General features: G+C 50.7%; 24 protein-coding genes. 17 read left to right on the top strand and 7 right to left on the bottom strand.

The genetic code is table 11. From position 1 onward, the window contains the following. Positions 1–127: 127 nt before the first annotated feature. From hydA to J0X21_RS11795, 10 genes are all read left to right on the top strand, one after another. On the top strand, positions 128–1,516 hold the full coding sequence (gene hydA, locus J0X21_RS11750) for a dihydropyrimidinase (RefSeq protein ID WP_206812399.1): 1,389 nt from the start codon (positions 128–130) through the stop codon (positions 1,514–1,516). A gap of 77 nt (positions 1,517–1,593) precedes the next feature. Continuing rightward, on the top strand, positions 1,594–4,143 hold the full coding sequence (gene xdh, locus J0X21_RS11755; protein WP_206812400.1) for a selenium-dependent xanthine dehydrogenase: 2,550 nt from the start codon (positions 1,594–1,596) through the stop codon (positions 4,141–4,143). 36 nt (positions 4,144–4,179) lie between these two features. Further along, positions 4,180–5,430, top strand: a complete 1,251-nt coding sequence (locus J0X21_RS11760; RefSeq protein ID WP_206812401.1) for a serine hydroxymethyltransferase — start codon at positions 4,180–4,182, stop codon at positions 5,428–5,430. A gap of 102 nt (positions 5,431–5,532) precedes the next feature. Continuing rightward, positions 5,533–7,131, top strand: a complete 1,599-nt coding sequence (locus J0X21_RS11765; RefSeq protein WP_206812402.1) for a methyl-accepting chemotaxis protein — start codon at positions 5,533–5,535, stop codon at positions 7,129–7,131. A gap of 61 nt (positions 7,132–7,192) precedes the next feature. Then, positions 7,193–7,981: an XdhC family protein gene (locus J0X21_RS11770; protein WP_206812403.1), complete on the top strand. Its 789-nt coding sequence runs from the start codon at positions 7,193–7,195 to the stop codon at positions 7,979–7,981. After that, positions 7,971–8,288: an XdhC family protein gene (locus J0X21_RS11775; protein WP_206812404.1), complete on the top strand. Its 318-nt coding sequence runs from the start codon at positions 7,971–7,973 to the stop codon at positions 8,286–8,288. Before J0X21_RS11770 ends, J0X21_RS11775 begins: the two co-directional genes overlap by 11 nt. Before the next feature lie 169 nt (positions 8,289–8,457). Continuing rightward, positions 8,458–9,840, top strand: coding sequence for an argininosuccinate lyase (gene argH, locus J0X21_RS11780; RefSeq protein WP_206812405.1), 1,383 nt, complete (start codon positions 8,458–8,460; stop codon positions 9,838–9,840). A 499-nt stretch (positions 9,841–10,339) separates the two neighbouring features. Continuing rightward, the gene (locus J0X21_RS11785; protein WP_206812406.1) at positions 10,340–11,809 is read left to right on the top strand and encodes a nicotinate phosphoribosyltransferase; all 1,470 of its coding nucleotides are present in this window, start codon (positions 10,340–10,342) and stop codon (positions 11,807–11,809) included. Further along, the gene (nadE, locus tag J0X21_RS11790; protein ID WP_206812407.1) at positions 11,799–12,572 is read left to right on the top strand and encodes an NAD(+) synthase; all 774 of its coding nucleotides are present in this window, start codon (positions 11,799–11,801) and stop codon (positions 12,570–12,572) included. The genes J0X21_RS11785 and nadE overlap by 11 nt, the downstream gene beginning before the upstream one ends. Next, positions 12,572–13,132 carry a 5' nucleotidase, NT5C type gene (locus tag J0X21_RS11795; protein WP_206812408.1) on the top strand — a complete coding sequence of 187 codons (561 nt, stop codon included), beginning with the start codon at positions 12,572–12,574 and terminating at the stop codon, positions 13,130–13,132. The genes nadE and J0X21_RS11795 overlap by 1 nt, the downstream gene beginning before the upstream one ends. 51 nt (positions 13,133–13,183) lie before the next feature. On the opposite strand, the gene murC is transcribed toward J0X21_RS11795, so the two are convergent. Beyond that, positions 13,184–14,533: a UDP-N-acetylmuramate--L-alanine ligase gene (murC, locus tag J0X21_RS11800; protein WP_206812409.1), complete on the bottom strand. Its 1,350-nt coding sequence runs from the start codon at positions 14,531–14,533 to the stop codon at positions 13,184–13,186. Between the two features lie 258 nt (positions 14,534–14,791). On the opposite strand from murC, the gene J0X21_RS11805 reads away from it, so the two are divergent. Further along, positions 14,792–15,193, top strand: a complete 402-nt coding sequence (locus J0X21_RS11805) for an AMP-binding enzyme (protein WP_206812410.1) — start codon at positions 14,792–14,794, stop codon at positions 15,191–15,193. Between the two features lie 164 nt (positions 15,194–15,357). Here J0X21_RS11805 and J0X21_RS11810 read toward each other — a convergent pair whose 3' ends face one another. The 3 genes from J0X21_RS11810 to J0X21_RS11820 are packed head-to-tail and all read right to left on the bottom strand — an operon-like array spanning position 15,358 to position 18,485. Further along, positions 15,358–15,948 (bottom strand): cytochrome b/b6 domain-containing protein, encoded by a 591-nt coding sequence (locus J0X21_RS11810; protein ID WP_206812411.1) that lies wholly within the window; start codon positions 15,946–15,948, stop codon positions 15,358–15,360. A 5-nt stretch (positions 15,949–15,953) separates the two neighbouring features. Continuing rightward, on the bottom strand, positions 15,954–17,303 hold the full coding sequence (locus J0X21_RS11815) for a nickel-dependent hydrogenase large subunit (protein WP_206812412.1): 1,350 nt from the start codon (positions 17,301–17,303) through the stop codon (positions 15,954–15,956). 60 nt (positions 17,304–17,363) lie between these two features. Next, the gene (locus J0X21_RS11820; protein ID WP_206812413.1) at positions 17,364–18,485 is read right to left on the bottom strand and encodes a hydrogenase small subunit; all 1,122 of its coding nucleotides are present in this window, start codon (positions 18,483–18,485) and stop codon (positions 17,364–17,366) included. Between the two features lie 188 nt (positions 18,486–18,673). Here J0X21_RS11820 and J0X21_RS11825 point away from each other — a divergent pair, with 188 nt between their 5' ends. Beyond that, positions 18,674–18,973, top strand: a complete 300-nt coding sequence (locus J0X21_RS11825) for a hypothetical protein (protein ID WP_206812414.1) — start codon at positions 18,674–18,676, stop codon at positions 18,971–18,973. Between the two features lie 51 nt (positions 18,974–19,024). On the opposite strand, the gene J0X21_RS11830 is transcribed toward J0X21_RS11825, so the two are convergent. After that, positions 19,025–20,239 carry a VanW family protein gene (locus J0X21_RS11830; protein ID WP_206812415.1) on the bottom strand — a complete coding sequence of 405 codons (1,215 nt, stop codon included), beginning with the start codon at positions 20,237–20,239 and terminating at the stop codon, positions 19,025–19,027. A 327-nt stretch (positions 20,240–20,566) separates the two neighbouring features. Between J0X21_RS11830 and speB the strand changes: the two genes are divergently transcribed. The 5 genes from speB to J0X21_RS11855 all read left to right on the top strand — a co-directional run bounded on the left by speB (position 20,567) and on the right by J0X21_RS11855 (position 25,266). Then, positions 20,567–21,526 carry an agmatinase gene (gene speB, locus J0X21_RS11835; RefSeq protein ID WP_206812416.1) on the top strand — a complete coding sequence of 320 codons (960 nt, stop codon included), beginning with the start codon at positions 20,567–20,569 and terminating at the stop codon, positions 21,524–21,526. A 13-nt stretch (positions 21,527–21,539) separates the two neighbouring features. Further along, positions 21,540–22,901 carry a purine-cytosine permease family protein gene (locus tag J0X21_RS11840; RefSeq protein ID WP_206812417.1) on the top strand — a complete coding sequence of 454 codons (1,362 nt, stop codon included), beginning with the start codon at positions 21,540–21,542 and terminating at the stop codon, positions 22,899–22,901. Positions 22,902–22,942: 41 nt separating this feature from the next. After that, on the top strand, positions 22,943–23,101 hold the full coding sequence (locus tag J0X21_RS11845) for a hypothetical protein (RefSeq protein ID WP_206812418.1): 159 nt from the start codon (positions 22,943–22,945) through the stop codon (positions 23,099–23,101). Between the two features lie 23 nt (positions 23,102–23,124). Continuing rightward, positions 23,125–23,778 (top strand): cyclase family protein, encoded by a 654-nt coding sequence (locus J0X21_RS11850; protein ID WP_206812419.1) that lies wholly within the window; start codon positions 23,125–23,127, stop codon positions 23,776–23,778. Positions 23,779–23,913: 135 nt separating this feature from the next. After that, a complete protein-coding gene (locus J0X21_RS11855; RefSeq protein WP_206812420.1) occupies positions 23,914–25,266 on the top strand; it encodes a sigma-54 interaction domain-containing protein in 1,353 nt (450 codons plus the stop codon). A gap of 52 nt (positions 25,267–25,318) precedes the next feature. Here the strand turns inward: J0X21_RS11855 and J0X21_RS11860 are convergent, their stop codons facing one another. Then, on the bottom strand, positions 25,319–25,708 hold the full coding sequence (locus tag J0X21_RS11860) for a DUF302 domain-containing protein (protein WP_206812421.1): 390 nt from the start codon (positions 25,706–25,708) through the stop codon (positions 25,319–25,321). A 46-nt stretch (positions 25,709–25,754) separates the two neighbouring features. Next, positions 25,755–25,916: an SHOCT domain-containing protein gene (locus tag J0X21_RS16200; protein WP_407947651.1), complete on the bottom strand. Its 162-nt coding sequence runs from the start codon at positions 25,914–25,916 to the stop codon at positions 25,755–25,757. Between the last annotated feature and the right edge of the window lie 133 nt (positions 25,917–26,049).

Raw genomic sequence — 26,049 nt, forward strand, 5'->3', positions numbered from 1 at the left:
CGGCGCGTGGTGAGCGGGTAATGCACCTTGGCTATTTTCATTCATCAGTGGTGCCGCATAGCGGCATGGGAGTCTGACTCCTGACTACTACCAGTAAGAATATCTTATAAGACAAAGGAAGATGACCATGGGCATAGTTTTGCGTGGGGGCACGGTGGTGACCGCAGCGGACGAATATCAAGCCGATGTCCGGATCGAAGGAGACAAAGTGGCTGCGCTTGGTTCTAATCTCGCTCAGCCCCAGGATGAGGTCCTGAATATCGAAGGCTGCTATCTCCTCCCGGGTGGGATTGATGCCCACACGCATTTTGACTTGCCGGTGGGGGAAACGGTCACGGCCGATGATTTTGAAAGCGGCACCCGAGCCGCAATTGTGGGCGGCACGACCACAGTAATCGATTTTGCGACTCAGTTTAAAGGAGAAACTTTAACCCAGGCGTTTGACAACTGGCAGCGCAAGGCTCAGGGGAAGTCTTACGCCGATTATGCGTTTCATATGGCAATTACGGACTGGTCTGAAGAGATTGCCGCTGAAATGGAGGAATTAGCGGCAACGAAAGGGGTCACGTCCTTTAAGTTATACATGGCCTACAAGCATGTGCTCCAGGCGGATGATTCCGTCCTGCTTCAGGCATTGCGCCAGGCCAAAAAAGCAGGTGCTCTCATTGCTCTTCATTGTGAGAATGGAGACGTGGTGGATGAATTGATTAAGGAAGCTCTGGCCCAGGGACAGACGGCACCGGCTTACCATCCTCTGAGCCGGCCGCCGGAAGTTGAGGCGGAGGCCACTGCGCGCGCCGTCGCCCTGGCGGAAATAGCCCAAGCTCCTCTTTATGTTGTCCATTTAACATGCGAGAGTGCGCTGAACGCGGTGATTGAAGGCAAAAAACGGGGAGTTGAAGTATACGCGGAAACCTGTCCCCAATACTTGCTCCTGGATGACAGCCGCTACCGCCTCGAAGGGTTTGATGGGGCAAAATACGTTATTTCCCCGCCGTTAAGACCAATAGCCAATCAGACAAGTCTTTGGCGCGGCTTGCAAAACGGGTTCATTCATACAGTTGCAACTGATCACTGTTCTTTTAACTATAAAGGACAGAAAGAGGCGGGCCGTTCGGATTTCAGTAAAATTCCGAACGGAATGCCGGGTGTGGAAAACCGCATCGCTTTAATGTATACCTACGGTGTAGTTCCTGGGAAGATTAGCTTGAACCGGCTGGTAGCCCTGACAGCTACCGAACCGGCCAAGCTTTTCGGGCTTTATCCGCGCAAGGGCACGATTGCTCCGGGGAGTGACGCGGATCTGGTGGTATGGGATCCCGGCGCAACGGGAGTGATTTCCGCCCAAACCCAGACCCATCATGTCGATTACACTCCATTTGAGGGATTCCCGCAATCCGGCAAAGCCCGGCATGTATTCTTGCGTGGAAGTCAAGTTGTGGCTGATGGGCAGTTGGCTTCCGGATCTCCGGGAGGGGTCTATCTTCCCCGGAAAGCGTTCCAACCCAGGCCTTGAAGCAATGACGCTGCACCGGTCTAAGACCGGGCAGCTGCCTTGCTGAATATTATCAGCGTCAGAAAGGTGGGAGAATGATGTTTTCATTGAACATTAATGGGAAAAACTACACAACCGCAGAAGACCTGAACCTACTGGAATATTTGCGCGATCATTTGCACCTCACCTCCCTCAAAAACGGCTGTGGGGAAGGAGCCTGCGGAGCCTGCACCATCCTGGTGGACGGCAAAAAAATGCGGGCGTGCGTGCTCACCGTCTCGAAAGCAGCGGGCAAAAAGCTGGTGACGGTGGAAGGCCTGTCTGAGACGGAACAAGAAGCGTATAGCTGGGCTTTTGCCGAGGCCGGAGCGGTGCAGTGCGGTTTTTGCATCCCGGGCATGGTGATCAGTGCCAAAGGTCTCATTGATACCAATCCCAATCCATCTACCCAGGAAATTAAAGAAGCAATCCGGGGCAATATCTGCCGCTGCACCGGGTATGTTAAGATCGAAAAGGCCATTCAGATGGCGGCCCAGGTGCTGCGGGGCGAGCTAAAGCCTAAAACCACAGCATCCGCCGGAATTGGAAGCAGTTTAACGCGCGTGGATGCCAAGGCCAAAACCCTGGGCACCGGAGAATACGTGGATGACATGTTCGTGGAAGACATGCTGTACGGAGCGGTTTTGCGTGCTCCGTCCGCCCGGGCCTTGATTAAAGGGATTGATGTAAGCGCAGCCGAGACTGCTCCGGGAGTGGAAGCGGTCATGACGGCGGCAGATGTGCCGGGTGAGCGCTACTGGGGCCACATCTTCCATGATTGGCCGGCCCTGGTGGCGGTCGGGGAAGAAACCCGCTATATCGGGGATGCCCTGGTGCTGGTTGCGGCCCGCACCAAGAAAGAAGCCCGGGCCGCTTTATCTTTAATTAAAGTGGAGTATGAAGAACTGGAGCCTATAACAGCCCCGGCTGCTGCTCTGGCGGACGGAGCCCCGAACATTCATCCCAAAGGAAACCTCCTGAGTACAACCAAGGTTCAGCGAGGTAACGTGGATGAAGCCCTGGCTCGCTCGGCCCATGTCGTGACCAACCGCTACCAGACTCCGCCTACGGAACACGCTTTTATGGAACCGGAGAGCGCTCTGGCGGTGCCGGAGGCAGACGGCGGGATCACCGTCTACGTGGCCGATCAGAACGTGTATGATGACCTGCACGGTCTGGTGTCGATCCTCGGTTTGCCTGAGAATAAGGTGCGTGTCATCAGCAAACTGGTTGGCGGCGGCTTCGGGGGTAAAGAAGACTTAAGTGTTCAGCATCATGCAGCGCTTTTGGCACAGAAAACAAACAAACCGGTTAAACTGACTCTGACCAGGCAGGAAAGTATTCTGGTGCATCCCAAACGCCACGCCATGGAGATTGAACTGACCACCGGCTGTGATGCCGACGGGAAAATCACCGCTATCCGGGCCAGAATCGTAGCCGATACCGGTGCTTATGCCTCTCTCGGATCGGCGGTACTGGAGCGGGCCTGCACCCATGTGGGCGGGCCGTACCATGTGCCCAATGCCGATATCCTTGGCCACTGTGTTTACACGAATAACCCGCCAGCAGGCGCTTTCCGAGGGTTTGGCGTACCTCAGTCCGCCTTTGCCTGTGAATTAAACCTCGATGAATTGGCCGAAAAAGTCGGGATCTCTCCCTGGGAGATGCGTTTCCGAAATGCCCTGGAGCCCGGTCTAACCATGGCGACCGGACAGATTGCGGATGAGGGCACTGCGATTAAGGAGACTCTCCTGGCCGTGCGCGAAGTGTATGAATCCCATCCGTATGCCGGAATTGCCTGCGCCTTGAAAAATACCGGAATCGGGGTGGGGCTGGCGGATGTTGGCCGGGTTAATCTTAAAGTTGAAAGCGGCAAAGTGTTGGTCTTAACCGGCGCCGCCTGTATCGGCCAAGGGCTGGCCACGGTTCTTACCCAGATTGTGCATGAAGCCACCGGGCTGGGGCCGGAGTTGATCGAAGTGGCCGCGCCGGATACTTTTCTGACCCCGAATTCGGGAACCACGACCGCTTCCCGCCAGACCCTTTTCACCGGAGAGGCGGCGCGCCAGGCGGCGCTCAAGCTGCAGCAGGCTCTGGATCAAGCGAACCTTAGCGAGCTTGAGGGCCGGGAATTTTACGGGGAGTATTTCGGCAAGACCGACCCGCTCAGTTCGGACAAGGCTAACCCGGTTAACCATGTGGCCTTCAGTTATGCCACTCAAGTCGTGATTCTGAATGAGGCCGGCAAGGTCGAGAAGGTCGTAGCTGCCCATGACATCGGGCGCGCTATTAACCCGAAAGCGATTGAAGGGCAAGTTGAGGGCGGAGTGGCGATGGGCCTCGGTTATGCTTTGCGCGAAGATTTCCCCTTGGATAAAGGGGTGCCAAAGGTTAAGTACGGAACCCTGGGACTCCTGCGTTCCACCGACATGCCGGAAGTGGAAACGATTCTGATCGAGAAAAACCCGTCCCCGCTCGCTTATGGCGCCAAAGGCATCGGAGAAATTTCTACCATCCCGGCGGCTCCGGCAGTGGCAGCGGCTTATTACAAATATGACGGGAAAATCCGGCGCAGCCTGCCCTTGGCAGGAACGGCGTACCGGAAATAATGATAAAGATAAAAACTTTGAGAAGGGGATTAAGAGATGTTTAACGGCGATTATAAATTAAAAGAATTTGATCCGGAGCTTAGCAGCCTCATTGGCCAAGAGTTGGAGCGGCAGCGCCACAATATTGAGCTGATTGCCTCGGAGAACTTTGTCAGCCCGGCAGTGATGGCGGCCCAAGGGACCATCTTAACCAACAAATATGCGGAAGGGTATCCGGGGAAACGCTATTACGGGGGCTGCGAATTTGTCGACCAGATTGAGGAATTAGCCCGCACCCGGGCTAAGAAGCTGTTCCAGGCGGAGCATGCCAATGTCCAGCCCCATTCGGGCGCGCAGGCCAACACGGCGGTCTATTTCGCCATGCTTAATCCCGGAGATACGATTTTAGGTATGAATTTAGCCCATGGGGGGCACTTGACCCATGGCAGCCCGGTTAATATTTCCGGAAAATATTTTAACTTCATTCCTTACGGGGTCAGCCGTGAGACCGGGATGATCGATTATGACGAATTGGAACAATTGGCCTTAACTCATAAGCCGCGCATGATTGTGGCCGGGGCCAGTGCTTATCCGCGAATCATTAATTTCCCGAGGTTCCGCGAAATTGCTGACAAGGTAGGGGCTTTGTTCATGGTGGATATGGCCCATATCGCCGGACTGGTGGCTACAGGCCTTCATCCGTCTCCGGTGCCCTATGCCGATTTTGTAACAACAACTACCCATAAAACTTTGCGCGGGCCGCGCGGTGGGATGATCCTTTGCCGCGGGGAATATGCCGCTGCGGTGGATAAAGCGATCTTCCCCGGAATTCAGGGCGGACCGCTGGAGCATGTAATTGCAGCCAAAGCCGTGGCTTTGAAAGAAGCGCTTCAGCCGGAGTTTAAGGTATACCAGCAGAATGTGGTGAAAAACGCGAGTGAGCTGGCCCAAGCTCTGGTCGGGTATGGCTTTGAATTAACCTCCGGAGGAACGGACAACCATCTAATGCTGGTGGATCTGCGCAACAAAAAATTAACCGGGAAAGAAGCGGAACACCGGCTGGATGAAATTGGGATCACGGTCAACAAAAATGCGGTGCCTTTTGACACGGAAAGCCCGTTCGTGACCAGCGGAATTCGCATCGGCACACCGGCTGCAACGACCCGCGGCTTTGATACAGCCGGAATGAGTGAAATCGCGGCCATTATCAATCTCGTTCTAGCGGAGAATGCCGGCGAAACCGTGTACGCCGAAGCCCGGGCCCGCGTGCAGGAGCTGAGCGCACGCTTCCCGCTGTATGCGGAGTAGACCGGTTAGAGCAAATTCAAAGTTCGCTGATAGGGTATGAAAATGCGCTGATTAAGAGGCTAAGGCGCAGCTATGGTTCGAATAACAGAGAGAGGTGCTTTTATGCCGAAAGTGTCAACCTCACACAGCACAAGGGTAATTTTGTTCCTTGTGCTTCTTTTTAGCCAGGTTGTTGCTTTTATACTGGGACAAGCTGTTGCGCTCGGATGGTGGCTGCGTTTGATCATAATGATAGGCAGCATCTTGCTTGTTTTCTGGTTTTTCAGTAAACTATATGAAAAGCCGGTGCGGAAACTAAGCGCCATGGTAGAAGAATTGGCACACGGAGATTTATTTGCAGAAGTTAAAGTTCCACGTGGGCCGGCAGCAGGAATTGCCCTTCCTGTGCAGAAACTGCAGGCGGCGCTCAAGGGCTTTTTCGGACCGGTAACCCAGCTTGCTCTAAAAGTGAATGAAGCCGGTTCGGAAATTTCCAAAGCAGTTGATGAAATAGCCAGCAGCGCCAATCAAGTTTCCGCCAGTTCCTCAGCCATCAGTGCTACTAACCAGGAACAGGCCGCGACGGCGGAAAAGATGAGCCATTTTGCTCAAACGCTTAATATTCAGGCCAATCAAGTAGCGGAGCAAACTCAGGTACTGGCTCCGGAAATTGAACGGGCGGCCCGCGCAGTTGAGCAAGGGAAGGCAGTGACTCTAAGCTCAACGCACTACTTGGAAGCAATAGAGGAAGAAGTCCGTAAAACCGTTAACGCGGCCGAGTCATTGCTGCAATTATCCCGGGGAATAAGCGGAATGGCCGGATTGATTGGGAATCTGGCCAAGCAAACAGACCTTCTGGCGCTTAATGCCGCCATCGAAGCGGCGCGGGCCAATCAGGAAGGTAACGGGTTTAATGTCGTGGCAGCACAGGTCAAGAAACTGGCCAACCGGTCTGCGGATACGGTGACCCAAATCCGCGCCACCATTGCAGAAGTGGAAAGCGGGATCGTGCGGGTACGGGAGACCAGTTCCTTGGCTTTGGATAAAACAGAAGCGGGAGTTAAAGCCATGAAAGAGGCCGGGGGACTGTTTGAAGCGGTCTCTGACATTACGTCTAAGGTGGTTGCGTCCTTTGACGAGGTTGTCAGTGTAAGCCGGGGAATTACGTACCAGACCCAGGAATTTGCTGATGCCATCGAGCAGTTAAGCGCGAATGCCAAAGAAGTCGCCCTTGGCAGCCAAGAAATCAGTGTCGGCTTAGAGCAACAGAGCCAAAGCATCGATGGAGTTGTCATGCACCTGCAGCATTTGCTCAAGCAAGCGGATGAAATGCAGCAATGGGTTGCGACTCAGGCGATGGAACGCACGATGTGGAACAGGGTCCAAAAAATTGTGGCTGCGGACGTACAGGAAGCGGTGACACGTACCCGCTTACAAGAGCTTGCCCAGGAGTTGGAGCTGGATGTAGTCTATCTCACAGACACCGAAGGCGCGATTGAGCTCTGCACTGAAAAAGAATTTGAAGGACTTAATTTGCTCAAATTCAATCCGCGCTACGCGCAAGTGCTTGCAGGCAGGGAACCTATGGTGGTGACGCCGATCATCCGGCGGGCCCAAGACGGCTTACTGTATAAGTTTCTGGTGGTACCCCGGCCTGGTGGTAAAGGCTTAATTCAAATTAGTTTCTCGCTCGAGCATATTCTGCAATTGGCTACGTCATAAGGACAAAAATTCCGATCTAAAATAAGGGATAGAAGTTTAATCTTAAGGCAGGTAAGAGGATATGAAACAAACCTATTCTCTGATTAATTCCATCGTGCAAGCAAACCGAGCGGGTGCGGTGGGAACAGTGATCAGCGGTTCCCCGGAGCTTTGTCCTCCCGGTACGAAATTTGTGGCTGATCATGACGGACAGGATCTTCTGGGCGCAATGGATCCTGACCTTTTTCAAAGGCTGCAAGAGGAGATTTTTAAGAGCATCAAGGCGAGGACCCCCAAAACAGTTGAGGCCAGTTGGCAGGGGACAACGATTCAGGTTTTCATCGATCCGATTATTCCTCAGGCTCGTTTGCTTATTTTAGGTGGGGGGCATATCGCCCTGCCTCTGGCTTCTTTGGGTAAGCTGGTGGGGTATGAAGTGACCGTCATCGATGACCGCCTGTCATTTGCCAATCCCGGGCGTTTTCCCCAGGTTGACCACGTGATCTGTGAGGATTTTCAGAAAGCCATCCGCAGCCAAGTCATTGACCTAAGCACCTATGTCATCGTAGTAACGCGCGGCCACCGCCATGACCGGATCTGTCTGGAGGAACTTTTCGCCAAGACCCCGGCGGCCTATACGGGAATGATCGGCAGCAGGCGCAAAATTGCCGCCTTGTTCGAAGAATTACGAGCCGGCGGCTGGGAAGAAGAGGTGCTGGATCGGGTTTATACTCCGATAGGACTGGATATCGGGGCCCAGACTCCGGAGGAAATAGCTGTCAGCATTATGGCTGAAATAATTATGGTCAACCGTTTAGGCTACAGTGTGGGACTGAAGACGAAAGGCGGGGGGAAAAAAGGTGGACAGTAAAGTGGTGGAAGCGATTTTAGGGTTAAATCAGGGAGAAGAGGCCGCTTTAGCCACGATCGTGGCCACCAAAGGCTCCACCCCCAGGAAAGCGGGTGCTCAGGTGCTCTTTTACCGGGATGGGCGTACGGCCGGAACGATTGGCGGCGGCTGCGGAGAATCGGAAGTGCGCCAGCACGCCTTTCAGGCGCTTCGTACTCAAAAACCCGTCTTGGTTCATGTAAACTTAACTCATGACATCGCAGAGGAGGACGGTATGGTTTGCGGCGGAATTATGGATGTGTTCATTGAGCCGCTGCAGGGGGAATAGCATGTAATCTAGCAGCCTACACCCGGAGAAACCACCAGGTGTAGGTTTTTTTTGAATGGAATAAGTCATAATGAAATAGCTTCTTTATTCGTGGGCAAGTCATCGCTTAAGTTTTCGAACAAAATGGTGTACAATAATACCCAGACCGCATATGAAAGGAAGAATATGCATGAAACTTTGGGGAGGACGTTTTGAAAAAACGACCGATGCGCTGGTGGAAGACTTCCACTCCTCGATTTCGTTCGACCAGCGCCTGTATAAACAGGATATCGAGGGAAGCATCGCGCATGCGCGCATGTTGGGCAAGATCGGGGTCTTGGAACCGGAAGAAGCGGATACGATTATCCAAGCCTTGGGGGAGATTCTCGCTGACATTCGCGCAGGCAAGGTTGAATTCGAAATCGGTGCGGAAGATATACATATGAATGTGGAAAAGATTCTGACTGAGAGAGTCGGAGCAGTGGGCAAAAAGCTCCATACCGCCCGCAGCCGCAATGACCAGGTGGCGCTTGACCTAAGGCTGTTCCTGCGGGAGGAAACCGACCGGACTCAGGAGTTGCTGGCCGCTTTAATCCATACCCTCTTAAAAGCGGCCGAGGATCACCTGGAGACCTGGATGCCGGGTTATACTCATTTGCAGAAAGCTCAGCCGATCACGCTGGCCCATCACCTCATGGCCTATGTCCAGATGTTTTTAAGGGATCTCGAGCGCCTGAAAGATGGGCGCAAACGCTTAAATATGTCCCCGCTTGGTTCCGGAGCTTTGGCCGGGACGACTTTCCACCTGGACCGGGAAATGGTGGCTAAGGAACTTGGGTTTGACGGAATCACGCTCAACAGCCTGGACGGGGTCAGTGACCGGGACTTTGCGCTTGAATTTATGGCGGCAGCTTCTATCGCGATGATGCACTTAAGCCGCTTGTGTGAAGAATTGGTTCTATGGTCGAGCGGGGAATTTCAGTTTGTGATCATGGATGACGGTTATGCGACCGGTTCCAGCATCATGCCTCAGAAGAAAAACCCGGATGTGGCTGAATTAGTGAGAGGAAAAACCGGCAGGGTCTATGGGGATCTAATGGCTCTGCTAACGGTGATGAAAGGACTGCCTCTGGCTTATAACAAAGATATGCAGGAAGACAAAGAACGGGTCTTTGATGCCGTGGATACCCTGCAGAAGTCTCTCCTGGTGGTGGAAGGGATGCTCAGGACAATGCGGGTAAATAAAGACGTAATGGCTCAGGGAGCCAAAGGCGGTTTCACCAATGCCACCGATTTGGCGGATTATCTCGCCAAAAAAGGAGTCCCCTTTAGGGAAGCTCATGAAATAATCGGACGGATCGTCTTGCACTGCAGCAAGCGCGGGCTGGGACTCGAAGAAATGACCTTGACTGAATACCGCGGCTTTTCGCCTGTTTTTGCCGACGATTTGTTTGCGGAAATCAAGATTGAGCAGTGTGTCCGGGCCCGTAAAGTTGTGGGAGGCCCGGCTCCTGAGGTGGTCGCTCAGGTAATTGCCCAGAGCCGGGAGAAACTGAACGCACTTTTAGAATAGTTATGTCGTTTTTGGGCGAGTTAAACTAATTATAACGTAGATTACAGAGAATATTGTGTTTCTGATACCGGTATAGGGTTTAGCAAGTGCTTAATTTTAGCCTTGAAGCGGTTTTGAGCTTAAGGGTTATCCACAAAAGGCAACGAAAAACTGTGAATACTGTGGATAAATATGTGGATTAACGCGAAAAAACCAGGGATAACTTCTGTAAACTTGTGGATAAGCTTGGGATAAGTCTTGATTTCAGACATGAATTAACAAGAATTAAGTCAAGAAAAGCTCGGAAATAGTCGAATATCATTCCTACGCATGTTTTCACAGATCCGGCTGCATGTTATAACATATAATGGTACTCAGGAGTCGGAATTCAGAATTCAGAATAAGAGAACCGGCTAATAACCAAAAAAATTGAAATATGTCTATTTCTCCTGACTCCTGGCTCCTGACTACTGAATTCTATATACTTAAAAATGGTGATTGAAGAAAAGAGGGTTTATCAATGCAAAACCTGACGATGCTCACGGATCTCTACCAGTTGACGATGACCCAAGGGTATATGGAAAATGGATGTCAGGATAAAATGGCAGTCTTTGATTTGTTCTTCCGTACCTTGCCCCAGGGGAGCGGCTACGCCGTCGCGGCCGGGTTGGAGCAAGTGGTGGAATACATAGAAAATCTTCGATTCAGTGAAGAGGATCTGGCTTACCTAAGAAGTTTGGGGATTTTCCGCGAAAGTTTTCTTCAGGCTTTGCAGGATTTTCACTTTAGCGGGGATATCGATGCTATTCCCGAGGGGACGGTCGTGTTTCCGCATGAACCCTTGGTTCGGGTCAAAGCGCGGATTTTCGAAGCGCAAATCTTAGAGACGACCCTGCTGAATTTAGTGAACTTTGAAACCTTGATTGCGACCAAAGCTTCAAGAGTGGTTGCAGCAGCGGGCGGGGGCAAGGTCATGGAGTTCGGCTTAAGACGCGCCCAGGGTCCGGATGCCGGAGTCTTAGGAGCTCGGGCCGCTTTTGTGGGAGGGTGTCAGGCCACATCAAATGTTCTGGCCGGACGCCGTTTTGGGATCCCTGTGGCCGGAACAATGGCCCACAGCTGGGTTCAATGTTTTCCGTCGGAACTGGAAGCTTTCCGGGCGTATGCCCGCTCTTTCCCGGAACAGTGCCTGCTTTTGGTCGACACCTATAATGTCTTGAAGTCGGGAGTCCCGAATGCCATCAAAGTGGGACTGGAGTTGGAGCAGGAAGGGCATCATTTCCTCGGAATCAGGATTGACAGCGGGGATCTGGCTTACCTTTCACGTGAGGCCCGTAAGATGCTGGACCATGCCGGCCTAACCAAGGCGATTATTGTAGGATCCAACGACCTGGACGAAGAGACGATTTGGGCTATCCGGGCGCAAGGTGCGGCGATCGATACCTGGGGTGTGGGCACGCATCTCATTACTTCCAAGGAATCTCCGGCCCTGGGCGGGGTGTATAAGCTGGCCGCTGAAGGAGATGCCAACAAGCTGGAGCCGCGTCTTAAAGTATCTGAGAATATCACCAAAATCACCAACCCCGGGGTGAAAAAAGTGGTCAGGTTCTATAACCGCGACGGGAAAGCGATGGCCGACCTGATTGCCCTTGAGGAGGAAAATTTTGAGCAGGAAAAAGAGCTGACGATTTTTGACCCGCTTCAGACTTGGAAACGCAAGACTTTGAGAAATTTCCGCACCCGGGAGCTCATGGTGCCGGTCTTCAGGCAGGGGCAGAGGGTGTATGACCTGCCCAGTCTTGGGCAAATCCAGGAGTATTCCCGCCAGGAGATGAGCACTTTATGGGATGAAGTCAAACGTCTGACCAATCCCCATCGTTACATTGTGGACTTATCTTTGAAACTGTTTGAGTTGAGGCAAAACCTTTTGCTGGAAGTGAATAATAAAGTTGAGAATAATGAAAAAGGAGGAATTAAGGATGTGGAGTGAACAAGAACTGGAGGAGCGCATTGCCAGCGCAGTCGAGTGGCTGAGAGAGCAAACAGGTGTGGCCGGCAGCAAAGGCTTAGTCATGGGGATTTCAGGAGGAGTAGATTCAGCTGTGGTCGCCGGGCTTTGCAAACGGGCGTTTCCGGATAACTCTATCGGTGTGATTATGCCCAGCCATTCCAGTCCGGAGGACCGCGAAGACGCGTTGCTGGTGGCGCGCACCTTTGATTTGCCCGCACTCGAGATCGATCTGGGCGAACCCCATACGCTCATTATGGGGCAAGTGGAAAAAGAGTTGGCCCGCTTTGGGCATAACCCCGACCTCAAGCGTCTGAGCCAGGGCAACCTGAAGGCACGCCTGCGCATGTCCACTCTGTATGCGGTTGCCAATGCCCTCAACTATTTAGTCGTGGGCACAGATAATGCACCTGAAAGCTATACCGGGTATTTCACCAAATACGGAGACGGCGGGGTTGACCTGCTGCCGATCAGTTCCCTGACGAAAACAGAAGTCCGCGCTTGGGCTAAAGCCCTGAGATTGCCTGATAAGATAGCCAACCGGGTGCCGACGGCGGGACTATGGCCGGGACAGACGGATGAGTCGGAGATGGGAATAACCTATGACCTGATCGACCGCTATTTGCTTGGAGAAGAGGTGCCTCCAACGGCGCGAGAGAAGATCGAGACTATGCACCGCCAGAGCGAGCACAAACGGCATCTGCCGCCGTCCTTAGAGCTGCCGCGGCTTGCGAGGTTGGATTAATGCGCATTGGGGTAGATATTGACGGCGTGGTCTGCGACAGTTACCCTCTTTGGCTTCAGGAGTTAAACAGGCATTACCAAAAAAATATCACGGCCATTACGGATTATGAAATGCATCTCCTCTTTGATGTGCCGTGGGATGATATGAATGACTTTTTCGTAAAAAATGTTGAGACTTTGCTCGGGCTGCCGCAGCCGGTCAAAGGAGCGAAAGAGGGGATCGAAAGTTTAATCCGGGATGGGCATGAGATTGTTTATGTCACGGCCCGAACCCCGGAGGAAAAAGGAGTTACCTTGAAATGGTTCGAAAAGCATGGAATTCCCTTTGAACATGTCCTGTTTACCGGTTTCAAAAGTAAAGTTGATATGGTCGAACAGTGGGACATGAAAGTATTTGTCGAGGACTACATGAAAAATGCCAAGGCGATTGCGGCTGTGGGGGTACCGGTGTTCCTTCTCGATGCGAGCTACAACCGGGAAGATACTGCACAAGGGGTAACGCGCTGTCATAACTGGGAGGAGATACTGGCCGGGATTCAAACGCTCACGGCTAATGAATAATGCGAAAAGGGCTTTGCATTTCTTGAGTGAGATGCAAAGCCCTTCTTAAGTCTAGACGACGAGACCCTGGCCCACTTTATAGATGTCCCCCGCGCCTAGGGTTAGCACTAGATCCTGGGGTGCGATGGTTTCCGCCACATAGGTTTTGATGTCATCCAGGGTGGAGAAATAGCGGACCTGAATGCCCTGCTTTTGAATGAGTTCCGCCAGGACGGATGAGGACAGGGTATGGAGATTTTGCTCGCGGGCGGAAGCGAAAATCTCAGCGATCACGACCTCATCCGCCGAACCGAAGGCGAGCGAGAATTCCTCCAAGAGCTTTTCCGTGCGGGTAAAGGTATGGGGCTGGAAAATGGCCCGGATGCGGCGGCCCGGATAGGATAGGCGCGCCCCTTCGAGTGTGGTGCGGATTTCAGTCGGGTGGTGGGCGTAGTCATCCACAATCAGGGCGCCGTCCCGGTTGCCGATATGTTCAAAGCGGCGTTTGGTGCCATTGAATTGCGCCAAACTCCCGAAGATCTGGTTCAGGGGAATCCCGATTTCCCGGCAGAGGGCGATGGCAGCCAAAGCATTTAAGATGTTATGCTTCCCGGCCACATGCAGCTCGAGCGTTCCGGCATCCGTGCCCCCGATCATGACTTTAAATGAGCTTCCCTGATCATGAAACACAATATCGGCCGCCCGGATATCCGCCCCTTCGGAAAAACCAAAGGTTGTCACCGGCGCCGGGCTATTAATCGCGGCGCGGTTAGGATCCTCGGCCCAGACAAAGGTGCGGCCGCTGGGCGGAATTTTAGCGGCTAACTCGCGAAAAGCATCGACGACATCGTCAAGGTCTTTAAAATAATCCGGATGGTCAAATTCAATGTTGGTAATGATCAGATATTCCGGAGAATAGTTAAGGAAATGGCGGCGGTACTCACAAGATTCCGCCAGGAAGAATTCCCCGTGTCCGGAGTAGGCATTGCCCCCGATGCTGGGGACATCGCTGCCCACAACAATGGTTGGGTCAATACCCGCTTGCAGCAGGACCAGTCCGATCATGGCGGTGGTGGTGGTTTTGCCGTGGGTTCCGGCGACCGCGATTCCCCGTTTTTTTGACATCAGGCGTCCCAAGTATTGAGGGTAGGAAAGCACAGGAATCTTAAGCTCCAAGGCCCGGGCAATCTCCGGATGGTCCTTGGTATAAGCGGCCGAGGCTACGACCAAATCAGCCTTATCCACATTTTCCGGAGCAAAGCTTAATACGCGAATTTGGGCCCGCTCTAAAACTGCATCTGTAAAAAACCGTTCTTCCACATCGGACCCGGAAATCGTTGCTCCTTCAATTTTCGAGCTCACTTGCGCCAAAGCGCTCATGCCTGTTCCTTTGATTCCGACAAAATGAATATGTAAGGCCAAAACCAATCTTCCCTTCTTCATGTGGCAATGTTTGCGATTAATCCTACCCTACATTATAACCAATATCGGGCGGAAAAGTATCATTATTATACCAGGAAATTTACGCCAGGGAACCGCTTTTAGCCAGGGATGTGTTTAGCCAGGGAAATCGACCGTTCACCTGTTGATTTTGTTAATTGACGGAACATTCATTAAAATTTCCTGCGTTAAAAAGTATAATGTTAACAGGAGGAGTTTACACAGAAAGCAGGGTTGAAGATGGGAACTTGCATGGGTGCGGTGCTTCAGGATGAAATGGGTCAATTGGACGGCCGCCAGCGCGACGGGATCATGCTGGAGCAGTATATCAGTTATGCCCGGATTGAGTCCGCCTTGCTGGAATTTCCCGGCGTTCTGGAGGCCGGGGTTATCTCGGAGTGCCGTTACCGGCAGCAGCCGCTGCTCAAGGTTTTCTTAGCCTTAGATGAGGATGAGGTTAAGCTGATTCGTTCCAGGCTGGACGAATCAAGATTGAGTGATTTTGTCCGTGAGGTTCAGGAATATCTACGTGAGCAATTCAACTTTGGGATAGCCCTTAAGATCAAAGTCAGTGTGAGAGATAAGCTTCCGATGACCCGCTCCGGGAAAATCTTGCGCAATGTGTTAAGCGAATGGGAATAGGTAATAAGTTCATAAAGAGACGCTAGCGAATCGAAGCTTCCCTCCATTTTCAGGTTAGGGAGGCTTTATTTTGTATGAAAGGATAGAAAGGCGTTCGAATTGGTTTTCAGACCCGTGCCTCAGTCCTGGCCGCTCAGACGGGATATGATTTCCATCTGACTAAGTTACGGCTCCTGCCGCTCATATCCGGTTATCATGGCTTGCAGGCGACTTAAGTCTTCGGTGAAGCTTAAGTAAATATGGACGAGAATGGTGGCGCTAAAATATACCGCTGCAAGGAATTTAACCGTGCGCACGATCTGCCACCCACCAACTAAACGCCAGACCCATACCAGATATTCGCCCATGAAATAAGTGGCAATGCCGAGTAGGGTTGCTACCGCAAAGACGATGAACCAGGAGAAAAAAATAAACTTTTGCCCGCTGTTGTATTTTTCTCCGGGAGGCAGGGAATCGCGCAGAAATAAGTAATATGCCAGAACTCCTACAAATCCCCTGAAATCCGAGAGCTTTGGAATGAAGGAAGTATCTTTGCGTATGAACGCATCCACAATTCTCAGGCTGACGAAGCCGAGGGCGAGCCAGGCGAAGGTCATGTGTACGACAAACACGTTGCCATAGTTAAAGGCCAGGAAAGTGAACGGGCTGTGCAGTTCAAATCCGGTCAGAACGATCATGACCATGCTTAAGGCAAAGCCCCAATGAAAAATTCTTACGACCAAGGGCTGGGTTGGAGTCACTTTGTTTTTGTCCATATTGCTTAAACCTCAATATCCAAAGAACGTATTTTATCCCCTTCCAGAAGGTGTACCGTGCAAGAAAAGCAAGGATCTAAGGAACGGATCAAGCGCCCGCCTTCTTTGAGCTCATCCGTGCGGGAAGTCAGCCCGAGCAGGATGTTTTCTCCGACACTGCGCTTGCCCTTGTCATCGCGGGAACTAAAGTTCCAGGCTGAGGGGGTAACGATCTGATAGTTTTTTACCCGACCGTCCTCGACCTTGATCCAGTGCCCGAGGGCACCGCGCATGGCCTCGAAGAGACCAATTCCCGTGCCCGAGGCTTGTCCTTTATGTGTGTTCAAGGTTTCAGCACCCGGGTGGAGTTGGGTAAGCCAGAGCATCGCCGCTTCGGCGATTTTTTTGGTTTCCATGGTGCGGGCCCATAAGCGGCCGATAGCACCATAACCGATCACTTTTTCTTTAGCGATTACGAAACGGGCGAGAGGGCCAACCTCCATCGGCTCCCCCTGGTAACGCGGGGCTTTAATCCATGTGTACCCTTTAGGTTGACCCCGGTCAGGGACGGTGGTTTCCTCCATGGGATGGACAGGGCCTGTCTGCTTATACCAGGCAGTTGTCACGTCTTCAGTTACTAATCCTTGATCAAACTCCGTGCGCTCTCCGTTTAGGACCACCCCGCTGGGGAAGAGATGACTGCCATCCAAACCGGGAAAAGCACCGACGGAAAAATAATTGCCTGAGCTGCGTCCAAGGTCCACATATTCCGGGTAGCGTTGTGCGATCAATTCCACGTCCGGTATCATGATCTTATAAATAAAGTCCAGAATCTCTTCCAAAAAGCCGCGATAACGGTTGATTCGCTCCGCGTTAATGTCCATGGTCACTCCTCCGGGTACAATGCCATGACCGTGGGGGGCTTTGCCGCCAAAGACGCCATAGGCGGCATGGGCTAAACGGGAGATTTCGATCGATTGGAAATAGTGCTCAGTCATGCGTTCATTCTCCTGTTGACTGAGACGGATATCCCCCTCGAGATGAGGAGTAAAAGGCGCGATCTCCGGCCCTTTAAAATAGTCGAGCATGGCCATTAGATAAAGATGGCGGATGTGATTCTGAATATAGTCCCCCGCCACGATCAGGTTGCGCAGGAGTTGGCCGTTCGGCGGCACTTCCATGGCCAGGGCTTGTTCCACCGCAAGGCTGGCCGCCATCGCGTGAGCGGAGGAGCAAATGCCGCAGATGCGCTGGGTATAATAGGGCATATCAGTGGCCGGGCGGCCGATTAAGATTTCTTCGAATCCGCGGTATAAGGTGTCGGAAATGAAAGCATCTTTGATCACGCCGTTTTCGAGCCAGACTTCGATTAACATCGGATTGTGAATCCGGGTAAAGGGGAAAATAGTTTTCTTTTCCAGATAGGGTCACTCCAATTATTTTCTGTGTTTAAGACGATAAGTGTGAAATTCTTTCGCCTTCATAACTGATGGTCGATGTTTGGCTTTAGCTGTAGATTTAATAAGGTTTTTATGCAACCTGCCTTTGTAGAGAGAAGCTGCCATATGTCCGGTAATTGCGGCGGAGGTCACCCCCAGCACTCCGAACCCGATGTTATTGGTGGTGATTTTGGTACCTCCTGGGAAGGGGATATCCGGCAAATGCGCGGTGAATGGTTCCATTATGTCAGGATACCCCGGCTCCGTACATCCAATACAAGGGGAATTGCAGCCCACCGGCCAGTTAATATGATCATTCCAGGCGCGAATCGGGCAATCGGCGTAAGTAACCGGACCTTTGCAGCCCACGCGGTAGAGACATTCCTTTTGCCCGATGTCAGTCGCAAAAATTCCCTGGTCATAGTAGCGTCTCCGTTCACAGTTGTTGTGAATCGTCTCTCCGTAAAACATCTTAGGACGGCCAAATTTGTCAAGCTCGGGTTCGCCGTAGAGCGCCAAGTGAAATAAGGTTCCCATGGTCCAATCGGGGTGGGCGGGGCAGCCTGAGACGTTAATAACCCGCCTCTCCGGCAGAATTTTTTGTACACCGGTGGACTGGGTGGGGTTTGGATAACCGGCCGGAGGTCCGCCGAAAGTGGCGCAGCTCCCGATAGCAACCACATATTTAGCCTTTAAGCCAAGGCGGCGAACCAATTCGAGTCCGGTGACCAGCCTGCCGTCTTCCAGGCCCACGTGATTATAGTTGCCTTCATCCCGGTGGACAATTGTACCTTGCACAATGAGAATGTAATCGTACGGATTTTTGGTATAGGTATCCAAGAGCACTTGATAAGCTTGGCTTCCCTGGCTTTGCATCATGGTCCAGTCATAGCGCCAGTCCAAAAGGTTGGTAAGAATATTTCCAAATGTTGGTGGCCAAATATTATCAAGCGAAATGCTATCCCCTGTGCAAGTACCGGTTTCAATCATGAGTACAGGAATTTTCTTTACTTCCCCTTGGGCGAGAGCCTGGTGTATCGGAGGAGCAACTAAATTTATAAAATTACCTAGGACGGCGCCCTTGAACACCAAACCCAAAAATTCTCTGCGGCTTAACAAATAGATCCCCCTTCAGGCTGATTTTTTCGATAGAACAGGTCTTCTTAGTTTGCCCTAATATAAAAGAAAAAACTCGTGGTCAACTTTCTATCTGAATCCTTTAGAATAATATGGTAATGGGCAACCCGCAGCTAACGTGGCTTATAAAGCGGCAGCCCATTGAGCTAAGCTGAAATGGAGTGAACTAAATGCATCGACGGGTTAATTTAGTACCGATTTACACCCCATATCCGCCATATGTGCGTTATTATCCTCTCACCTACCGCGGTGGGTATGAGCCCGAGGCTTGGGAAAGATTTGAACAACAGTATGAGCCGCGTTGGCTTAGGGAGCAAGAAGCCCGTATGGGTATTAAGCCGGGCCGCGAGCCTCTGTGGTGGGAACTTTATGAGGAGCAGTTCGAGCCCCCGTGGCTTCAGCGTATGGAGCGGCGGCTCGGAATTCCCCAACCCTTTGATCCGCGCTATGATCTTCCCCGTTTGTTTTAGGTCTTAAAAAGAGAGACCCTGTTGGCATTAACGGTGCCGGCAGGGTTCTGCTTATTCATTGCTGCCACCGGATTTGATTTTACCGTATAAATTAATTGTAACTGAGCCTGAGCCAACACTGCTTTTCAGGAGAAGATAGCCACCAGAGCTGTTCTTGAATTTAAAATCCAGGCTGGCCCAAGCGATTGTGGCGTCCTTGCCCGGTGGAACATAGCTAACGGGAAGGGCATGCGGATGACGCTCCGTAACTTGCAAACCAGCCAAGAGCACCACATTATAAAGCGTACTTGAGACTTGGCACACACCTCCGCCCAAACCAGGGACAAAACGGCCGTCTTCAATAATGATGGCCTCCTGGTATCCGGCCGCAGCGGTTCGCGGCCCTACTGTTCTGTTAAAAGAGAATTCCTCCCCCGGTTTAATCAAAGTACCATCAAGAGCAAAGGCGGCCAACCTAATATTTTCGCTGCGTCCACGCAAATTAGGGTCGAACTTGGTTGTGAAGCTGGCGAGCATCCCGGTAATCTTCTGCTCTTCCAATTGAGAGGCGGTCACAGTGGGGGAAACTTGCCGGTACGCTACAGTGAAAGTTCCCGGTGCCAAAGGGTCGAGCCTGCTTACCTGTTCAGCCAGCGCGGGGATGTCAGCTTCTAGGCCTGTTTCGTCCGGAATGATTTGCATAAGATTATCTGCCGTAATCTTAAAGGAGGCGTCTCTAGGGGCAATATCAAAAGGGCGTACTGCTTGCTCCAGACTGGCTGTGAGGATTTTGTCGGCCCAGGCCGGACTTAAGGGTACGTCATACCCTTTGACCAGTGCGTGCAGCCTGGCCGCGGTGCGCTCCCAGACCTTGCCGGTGCGGCCGATCTTAAAGGCCGTATCCAAAGCTTGATCCGCCGTGAGCAAAAGTCCTAAATCTTTAAGCGGAATTTTAATTGTTCCCGTTCTGGTATTGAGGGCGACTGTCTGCTCAAGAGCAGTGCTTACAGCGCTCCCCACTTTAGTTCGCGCTTGAACCTGGGTAAGGTTGCCCACACTTATTCCAGAGATCGTGACTCCGGGTGTGATGCGTGTGTGCGCGTATAAAGAATAACCAGCAAGTGTTAGGAAGATTAGACAAATAATCACAAGGGAGAAAACCAGAGACTTTTTGCGAAGTATGAAACTAACTGCCTGAGGGAGGGTTTCAGTTAGAAAGCTTTTGATTTTAAGATACAATAGATCCCTAAGAAAGGATTTGACTTTAGGCAACGATTCATCGTCCATGTCCAATTCCTCCCACACGAAATATAGTTCATCTATATTCGTGAAGAGCAGGTATTTTTCGTCTCAAGTCAAACTTGGACGGGCTCAAGGCAAAATAGGACGAGCTATTCAACCATGAATACCATATTCAAGCTAGAATAGCGAGTTTGTGGCCACTACACGAATGCAGCGGCGCAACTGCTATTCACAACCGAATAACCAGGTTTTACCAAGTTCCGGGCTCCGGCCCTGAAATCAGTCAATAGATACTTTTCAGAAGATTGGCATTAGTATTGCATGTAATAATTGTTATTCGCACTCTGAAATAAAGAAAGGCAGGACGAAATTATGGGCAAGTATCAACCAAAAGATTCATTCGAATCTCCGCGCTTTTGCGGCCCGCGCACATTTATGCGCCTTCCCTACATGGAACAGCTTGACAGTGACATGGATTTTATAATCACCGGGATTCCGTTTGACACAGGGCAGTCCTTCCGCACAGGGGCTAGGTTCGGGCCAGAAGCTATCCGTGATTTTTCCGTTTTGCTCCGGCCGTACAACCCGGAACAGGATATTAATGTGTTTGACTATGTTTCCGGTGTGGACTATGGGGATATCCCTGTTGTCCCCGGATATATTAACGCTACGTATGACAAGATTGTGGAGAATCTCTTCCCAGTTGTGGACAAGGGAATCATTCCGGTTGTCCTCGGGGGAGATCATGCCATAACTTTAGGAGAATTGCGTGCCATCGCCAAAAAGCATGGGCCGGTCGCCCTTATCCATTGTGATGCCCATGCGGATACCTGGGATAGCTATTTTGGGGAGAAATATAATCACGGAACCCCGTTTAGGCGCGCGGCCGAGGAGGGTCTGCTTGACATCAAACGTTCGATTCAAGTGGGAATGCGCGGCGGACTATACGGGACACAGGATCTGCAGGATTCACGCGATTTGGGTTTTGAAGTTTGGAGTACGAATCAATTCAAAAAAGCAGGTGTCGAGCGTATGATCGAGACGATCCGGACCAGGGTTGGCGGCGGTCCGGTATTTTTCTCATTTGACATTGACTTTCTCGACCCTGCTTTTGCTCCCGGAACCGGGACACCCGAGGTGGCCGGTGCCAGCATTGATGACGCTCTGGCCTTGGTGCGCGGTTTAAAAGGGCTGGACTTCGTTGGTTTCGATTTAGTCGAGGTCTTGCCGGCGTATGATCACGGGCAAATAACCGCCGCTGCGGCTGCCAATATTGTGTATGAGTTTCTTACGTTGATTGCGCTGGGGAAAAGGGAGCGAACAAATAATTAAAGGAGGATTGATTATGGCTAACATTACTAGTTTTGGGGATGATAATGTCCGCCCGATGTCAATGAACAACAGGTCGATGAACCTATTCTCTACGTTTTCCCTCTGGGTTGGGGCCAATGTCGTTGTCACCACCGTCTTCACCGGCATGCTCTTGGTTCCTGACATGACATTTTTCACGGCCCTTGCAGTTATTCTTTTAGGATCTCTGTTGGGGACGATACCGTTGGTTCTCACCGGCAATATCGGGACCAGAACGGGTCTGCCCACAATGATTCTTACCCGCGGCGCCTTCGGGACCAGGGGGGCGTTGCTTCCTTCAGCAGTAAACACGATTATCTTAATTGGCTGGAGCTGGATTCAAGCGTACATGGCCGGTTTAAGCCTTGATCATGCGGTCAAATTTTTAACGGGTTATAGCAATATTAATCTATTTACGATTTTTACCGAGATTGCCGTTGTTTTAATAATTATTTATGGCCACCGCGGGATCGAAGCCACAGAGAGACTCATCGCTACGTCTATGCTGGTGCTGTCTGTGATCGTTTTTGGCTACATGTTCTATAAATTTGACCTTGGAAATTTAATCACGATGGAAGCGAGCAAGAGTCCGGCGATTACGGTCATGGTTGGATTTGACATCGTTGTCGCTACGGCTTTTTCCTGGATGTCATCCGTTTCTGACTTTAACCGCAACTGTAAGTCCGAAAAAGTTTCGATTATCGGCACTTATTTCGGTTATATTACCGCCACCTTAGTTGCGATGGGTTTGGGGGCTACTGTTTCCGGGTTCTCCATTCTCGGCAATATGACTCAGACTTATGATCCGACCATGCTGATTGGGCAGGCTAACCCGGCACTGGGGTTCATAGCAGCCATTGTCATTTTCTTCTCTGTCTTGTCCACGAACGTCATGGCTCTCTACAGTGCTACGATGTCGTATTTAGCGATGTTTCCCAAGCATAGTTTCTGGATTCCGGCCTTAGTCATGGGGATTATCAGCACGATCGGAGCACTTCTCAAAGATTGGCTCTTAGAGCATTTCCAAAATTTCTTGCTCATGGTTGGAACGCTCTTTATTCCGGTAGCTGCCATTTTGATCGTCGATTACTATTTGCTCAAACGCAGAAATTATGATGCTGCAGAAATTGTAAGTGGGGAGAACATGACTTACTGGTACACGGGCGGGGTTAATTACTTGGCTTATGTCGCCTATATCGTAGGCGCTGGGTTTGCTTATTTCTTCTCCTATATTCATCCCTTGGTAACCGGTTCAACCATATGGACTTTCTTGTTAACAAGCGTAGTCTACTGGGGGCTGATGAAGCTCGGACGGGTTTCGGTTGTCGCAGGTGACTCCAAGAAAGCAGCAGTATGACTTGTTGGAATGCATAGAGAGTAAAAAACGGAGGTAAAAGTATGATGTTTGATCCGGTTAGGATCGCAGTAGTACAAGCTGAATTCTCAATCGGTCTGGCCTGCCTTGATCCGGCAGAACGCCGTGGTTTACAGACAACATTTTTTAGCATGATGCAGGAACGGCGCAAGGATTTATACGCTCTTAAAGGGGAAGAATAGCGTGAACGGAGAGGTGGATGACTATGCTTAATATCAAAAAGATTATCGATCTATCTTTGCCCCTAACGAATGACACTCCGATTTATCCCGGTGATCCTCAGCCCAACATTAGTGTTGCTACTACAATTGAAAACGAAGGATACAATTTACATTACGTTCACATCGGCTCGCAAACAGGCTCGCATGTTGACGCTCCCTATCACTTCGATAATAATGGGCAAAGGATAGACCAATCTGATCTCAAACTGTTTTTTGGCCCGGGAGTTGTTATCCCGGTTACGGGCAAAGGGGAGCAGGAAGAAATCAGGCTTACAGATGTGGATCAGTATCTGGACCAGGTGGGACCGGGCAAAATCGTGCTTTTCCATACAGGATGGTCGCGCTATGCCGGGGAAGACAAGTATTTTCTTCATCCCTACGTTCATGTTGAAGTAATTGATGAGATGATTCGGCGCGGGGCGCGTACATTCTGCATTGACGCGATCAATCTTGACATTACCGGGGGGACGCATTTCCTGGCCCATGACGCCATCGCCGCAGTCAGCGGGATTATTGCCGAAAACCTGACCAATTTTGAAGGTATAGATTTCGTGAATCCTTTGATCAGTCTCTTCCCATTGAGAATCGTGGGTGCGGACGGTTCACCCGTAAGGGCAGTAGCAATTGAATTAGCCTAAGCCGAAAGCTTTTCTTCTTTCCTTTTCCAACCTTGTCGTAGTATGCTTGTACTATCATCAGAATTATATTAATCTTTAATTAATATTTCTTCGGCAAACATGTGGGGATAAGGTACGGAAAAGGGTGGGATGACCGTGACAGAAGCTGCTTGGGATTGGAAAGAGATCCTTGATTCTATCAATAACCATGTGGTTATTACCGATGGGAAGGGGATTGTCCTTTATGCTAATGAAGCAGTGGAGGAAATTTACGCTTCCCGTCAGGAGATTATCGGGCGCTCAGTGGATGATCTTGAGCGCGAGAAAATCTTCAACCCTTCCATTAGTAAAATTGTGCTGCAAACCAAAACTAAGCAGAGCTTGATCCAGGAAACCCTGTCTGGAATTAAACTTTTGGTAACGGCCAGCCCCATTTTTGACGAAAACGGAAATATTCGCTTTGTTGTCAGCTATTCTCATGACGTGACTGAGTTAATGCATCTTAGAGAATATGCGAATACCATGGAGGAAAAAGTAAAGAAGGTTCAAGATGAACTCTTGGAGCTCAGGAGCAGGGAGAAGGACGGAATCATTGCCTCCAGCTCAGAGATGAAACGGGCTCTGGCTTCCGCGCAGAGAATTGCTGAAGTCGATGCTGCCGTCTTGCTTACGGGAGAATCAGGGGTGGGGAAAAACCTGATCGCTAGGTTCATTCACAGCCACAGCAAGCGCAAAAACGGCCCGATAATTGAGATTAACTGCGGCAGCATCCCGGAAAACCTCCTGGAATCAGAATTATTCGGGTACGTGGCTGGCTCTTTCTCCGGAGCAAATCCACAGGGGAAGAAAGGGTTGGTGGAAGCGGCCGAGGGTGGAACCCTTTTTCTCGATGAAGTGGGAGATCTGCCCCTCAACCTCCAGGTTAAACTCTTAACCTTAAGCCAAGAGAAAAAGTTTTTCCCGATCGGAAGCACAAAAGCCAAACAGGTGGATTTTCGTTTGATCGCTGCTACGAATATGGACTTAAGCGAGGCTGTGAGAACGGGGAGATTCAGGCAGGATCTCTACTTCCGTTTGTCTGTTGTTCCTATCTACATTCCGCCTTTGCGGGAGCGGCCGGAAGATTTGCTGCAAATGATTATGAAGTTTACCCAGCGCTTTAATACGATGTACTCTCAAGAAAAAAGGCTAAGTGAGCAGACACTTAATATTTTGCTTAAATATCCCTGGCCGGGCAATGTGCGCGAACTCGAAAATATGATTGAGCGTCTGGTGTTGACGGTAGAAAATCCAGTGATCCGAGCGGAAGATTTGCCGCCAGATATGTTTGTCCAATCCACGGTGACCGCTGTTGAGGGGAAAACTCTGCAGCAGATGCTTGAAGAGTATGAAGGCAGTCTCATCCGCCGGGCTTATGAAAAGTATCCGAGCACGGTCAAGCTCGCGCAGTATCTGGGTATTAGCCAGCCCACGGCAGTGCGCAAGCTGAAGAAATACAGGATGGGCTAGGCAAACGAAAGAGAGAGCCCCTGAAAGGCAGCTCTCTCTTTCGTTTACTCTACTATTTGCTGGCTTCGATAATCTCAATTAGGTCTGTTTCTACGTGGGTTGAAAAACTTTCCAAATGGGGATTTTCAAACGTTTTGCTCAAGTTTGTTGGACGAATCGTGCTGATGATTACTTCTCCGTTTTCATTTACATAAACGTTGATTCTGCACGGCATAAGCAAGCTAACGGTAATATCGACTTGCAATGCCGTATTGGCATACTTGGCATTGCATAGTTCAATAATTTTTAGGGGTTTGATTTCGAAGCCTTTTTCACTAAGAGTAGCCCTGACATCATGAATGTGTAGTACCCGAAAACTATGACTTGCTGCTTGGGCTTTAATTCGTTCAATGGTCTCATCAAATGACTGTGAAGCATTTACCTGATATATTTTGTTATTCATGTACAATCACTCCTTATTAATTTACTAAATAACAGACGATTCTGAGTTATTCCGCTGATAGGTCATGTTTCCTGCGATTATATTCTTCTGAATCAATTTCTCCTCTGGAATAACGTTCACGAAGTAAATCTAAAGAACTATCTTTTGAGTGACCTACTGGAGCTTTGGAACTATGGTTATGACCCTTGTTCCGCGAGTTCAGATTCACTGATTTTATTTTAAGGCATGGTAATCTCTTACAGCAGCTACTGGATGCTGCCAGCGGATTTTAGGTAAATGGATGGATCAAAGCCTGCCCACCGTACCATGTCTAAAGCTTGGCGATTGATGTTACTTGGAAA

Origin of the sequence: Paradesulfitobacterium ferrireducens (assembly GCF_017310645.1) — a bacterium.
Classification (GTDB): Bacteria; Bacillota; Desulfitobacteriia; order Desulfitobacteriales; family Desulfitobacteriaceae; genus Paradesulfitobacterium; species Paradesulfitobacterium ferrireducens.

Bases quoted from the DNA above. Each gene is read 5' to 3' on its own strand.
- xdh (WP_206812400.1), top strand. From the start codon at position 1,594: ATGTTTTCATTGAACATTAATGGGAAAAACTACACAACCGCAGAAGAC.
- nadE (WP_206812407.1), top strand. From the start codon at position 11,799: ATGTGGAGTGAACAAGAACTGGAGGAGCGCATTGCCAGCGCAGTCGAG.
- J0X21_RS11830 (WP_206812415.1), bottom strand. From the start codon at position 20,239: ATGGACGATGAATCGTTGCCTAAAGTCAAATCCTTTCTTAGGGATCTA.
- J0X21_RS11840 (WP_206812417.1), top strand. From the start codon at position 21,540: ATGGCTAACATTACTAGTTTTGGGGATGATAATGTCCGCCCGATGTCA.
- speB (WP_206812416.1), top strand. From the start codon at position 20,567: ATGGGCAAGTATCAACCAAAAGATTCATTCGAATCTCCGCGCTTTTGC.
- argH (WP_206812405.1), top strand. From the start codon at position 8,458: ATGAAACTTTGGGGAGGACGTTTTGAAAAAACGACCGATGCGCTGGTG.
- J0X21_RS11825 (WP_206812414.1), top strand. From the start codon at position 18,674: ATGCATCGACGGGTTAATTTAGTACCGATTTACACCCCATATCCGCCA.
- J0X21_RS11785 (WP_206812406.1), top strand. From the start codon at position 10,340: ATGCAAAACCTGACGATGCTCACGGATCTCTACCAGTTGACGATGACC.
- J0X21_RS11805 (WP_206812410.1), top strand. From the start codon at position 14,792: ATGGGAACTTGCATGGGTGCGGTGCTTCAGGATGAAATGGGTCAATTG.
- J0X21_RS11810 (WP_206812411.1), bottom strand. From the start codon at position 15,948: ATGGACAAAAACAAAGTGACTCCAACCCAGCCCTTGGTCGTAAGAATT.
- J0X21_RS11845 (WP_206812418.1), top strand. From the start codon at position 22,943: ATGATGTTTGATCCGGTTAGGATCGCAGTAGTACAAGCTGAATTCTCA.
- J0X21_RS11860 (WP_206812421.1), bottom strand. From the start codon at position 25,708: ATGAATAACAAAATATATCAGGTAAATGCTTCACAGTCATTTGATGAG.
- hydA (WP_206812399.1), top strand. From the start codon at position 128: ATGGGCATAGTTTTGCGTGGGGGCACGGTGGTGACCGCAGCGGACGAA.
- J0X21_RS11760 (WP_206812401.1), top strand. From the start codon at position 4,180: ATGTTTAACGGCGATTATAAATTAAAAGAATTTGATCCGGAGCTTAGC.
- J0X21_RS11765 (WP_206812402.1), top strand. From the start codon at position 5,533: ATGCCGAAAGTGTCAACCTCACACAGCACAAGGGTAATTTTGTTCCTT.
- J0X21_RS11850 (WP_206812419.1), top strand. From the start codon at position 23,125: ATGCTTAATATCAAAAAGATTATCGATCTATCTTTGCCCCTAACGAAT.
- J0X21_RS11815 (WP_206812412.1), bottom strand. From the start codon at position 17,303: ATGTTAATCGAAGTCTGGCTCGAAAACGGCGTGATCAAAGATGCTTTC.
- J0X21_RS11795 (WP_206812408.1), top strand. From the start codon at position 12,572: ATGCGCATTGGGGTAGATATTGACGGCGTGGTCTGCGACAGTTACCCT.
- J0X21_RS11770 (WP_206812403.1), top strand. From the start codon at position 7,193: ATGAAACAAACCTATTCTCTGATTAATTCCATCGTGCAAGCAAACCGA.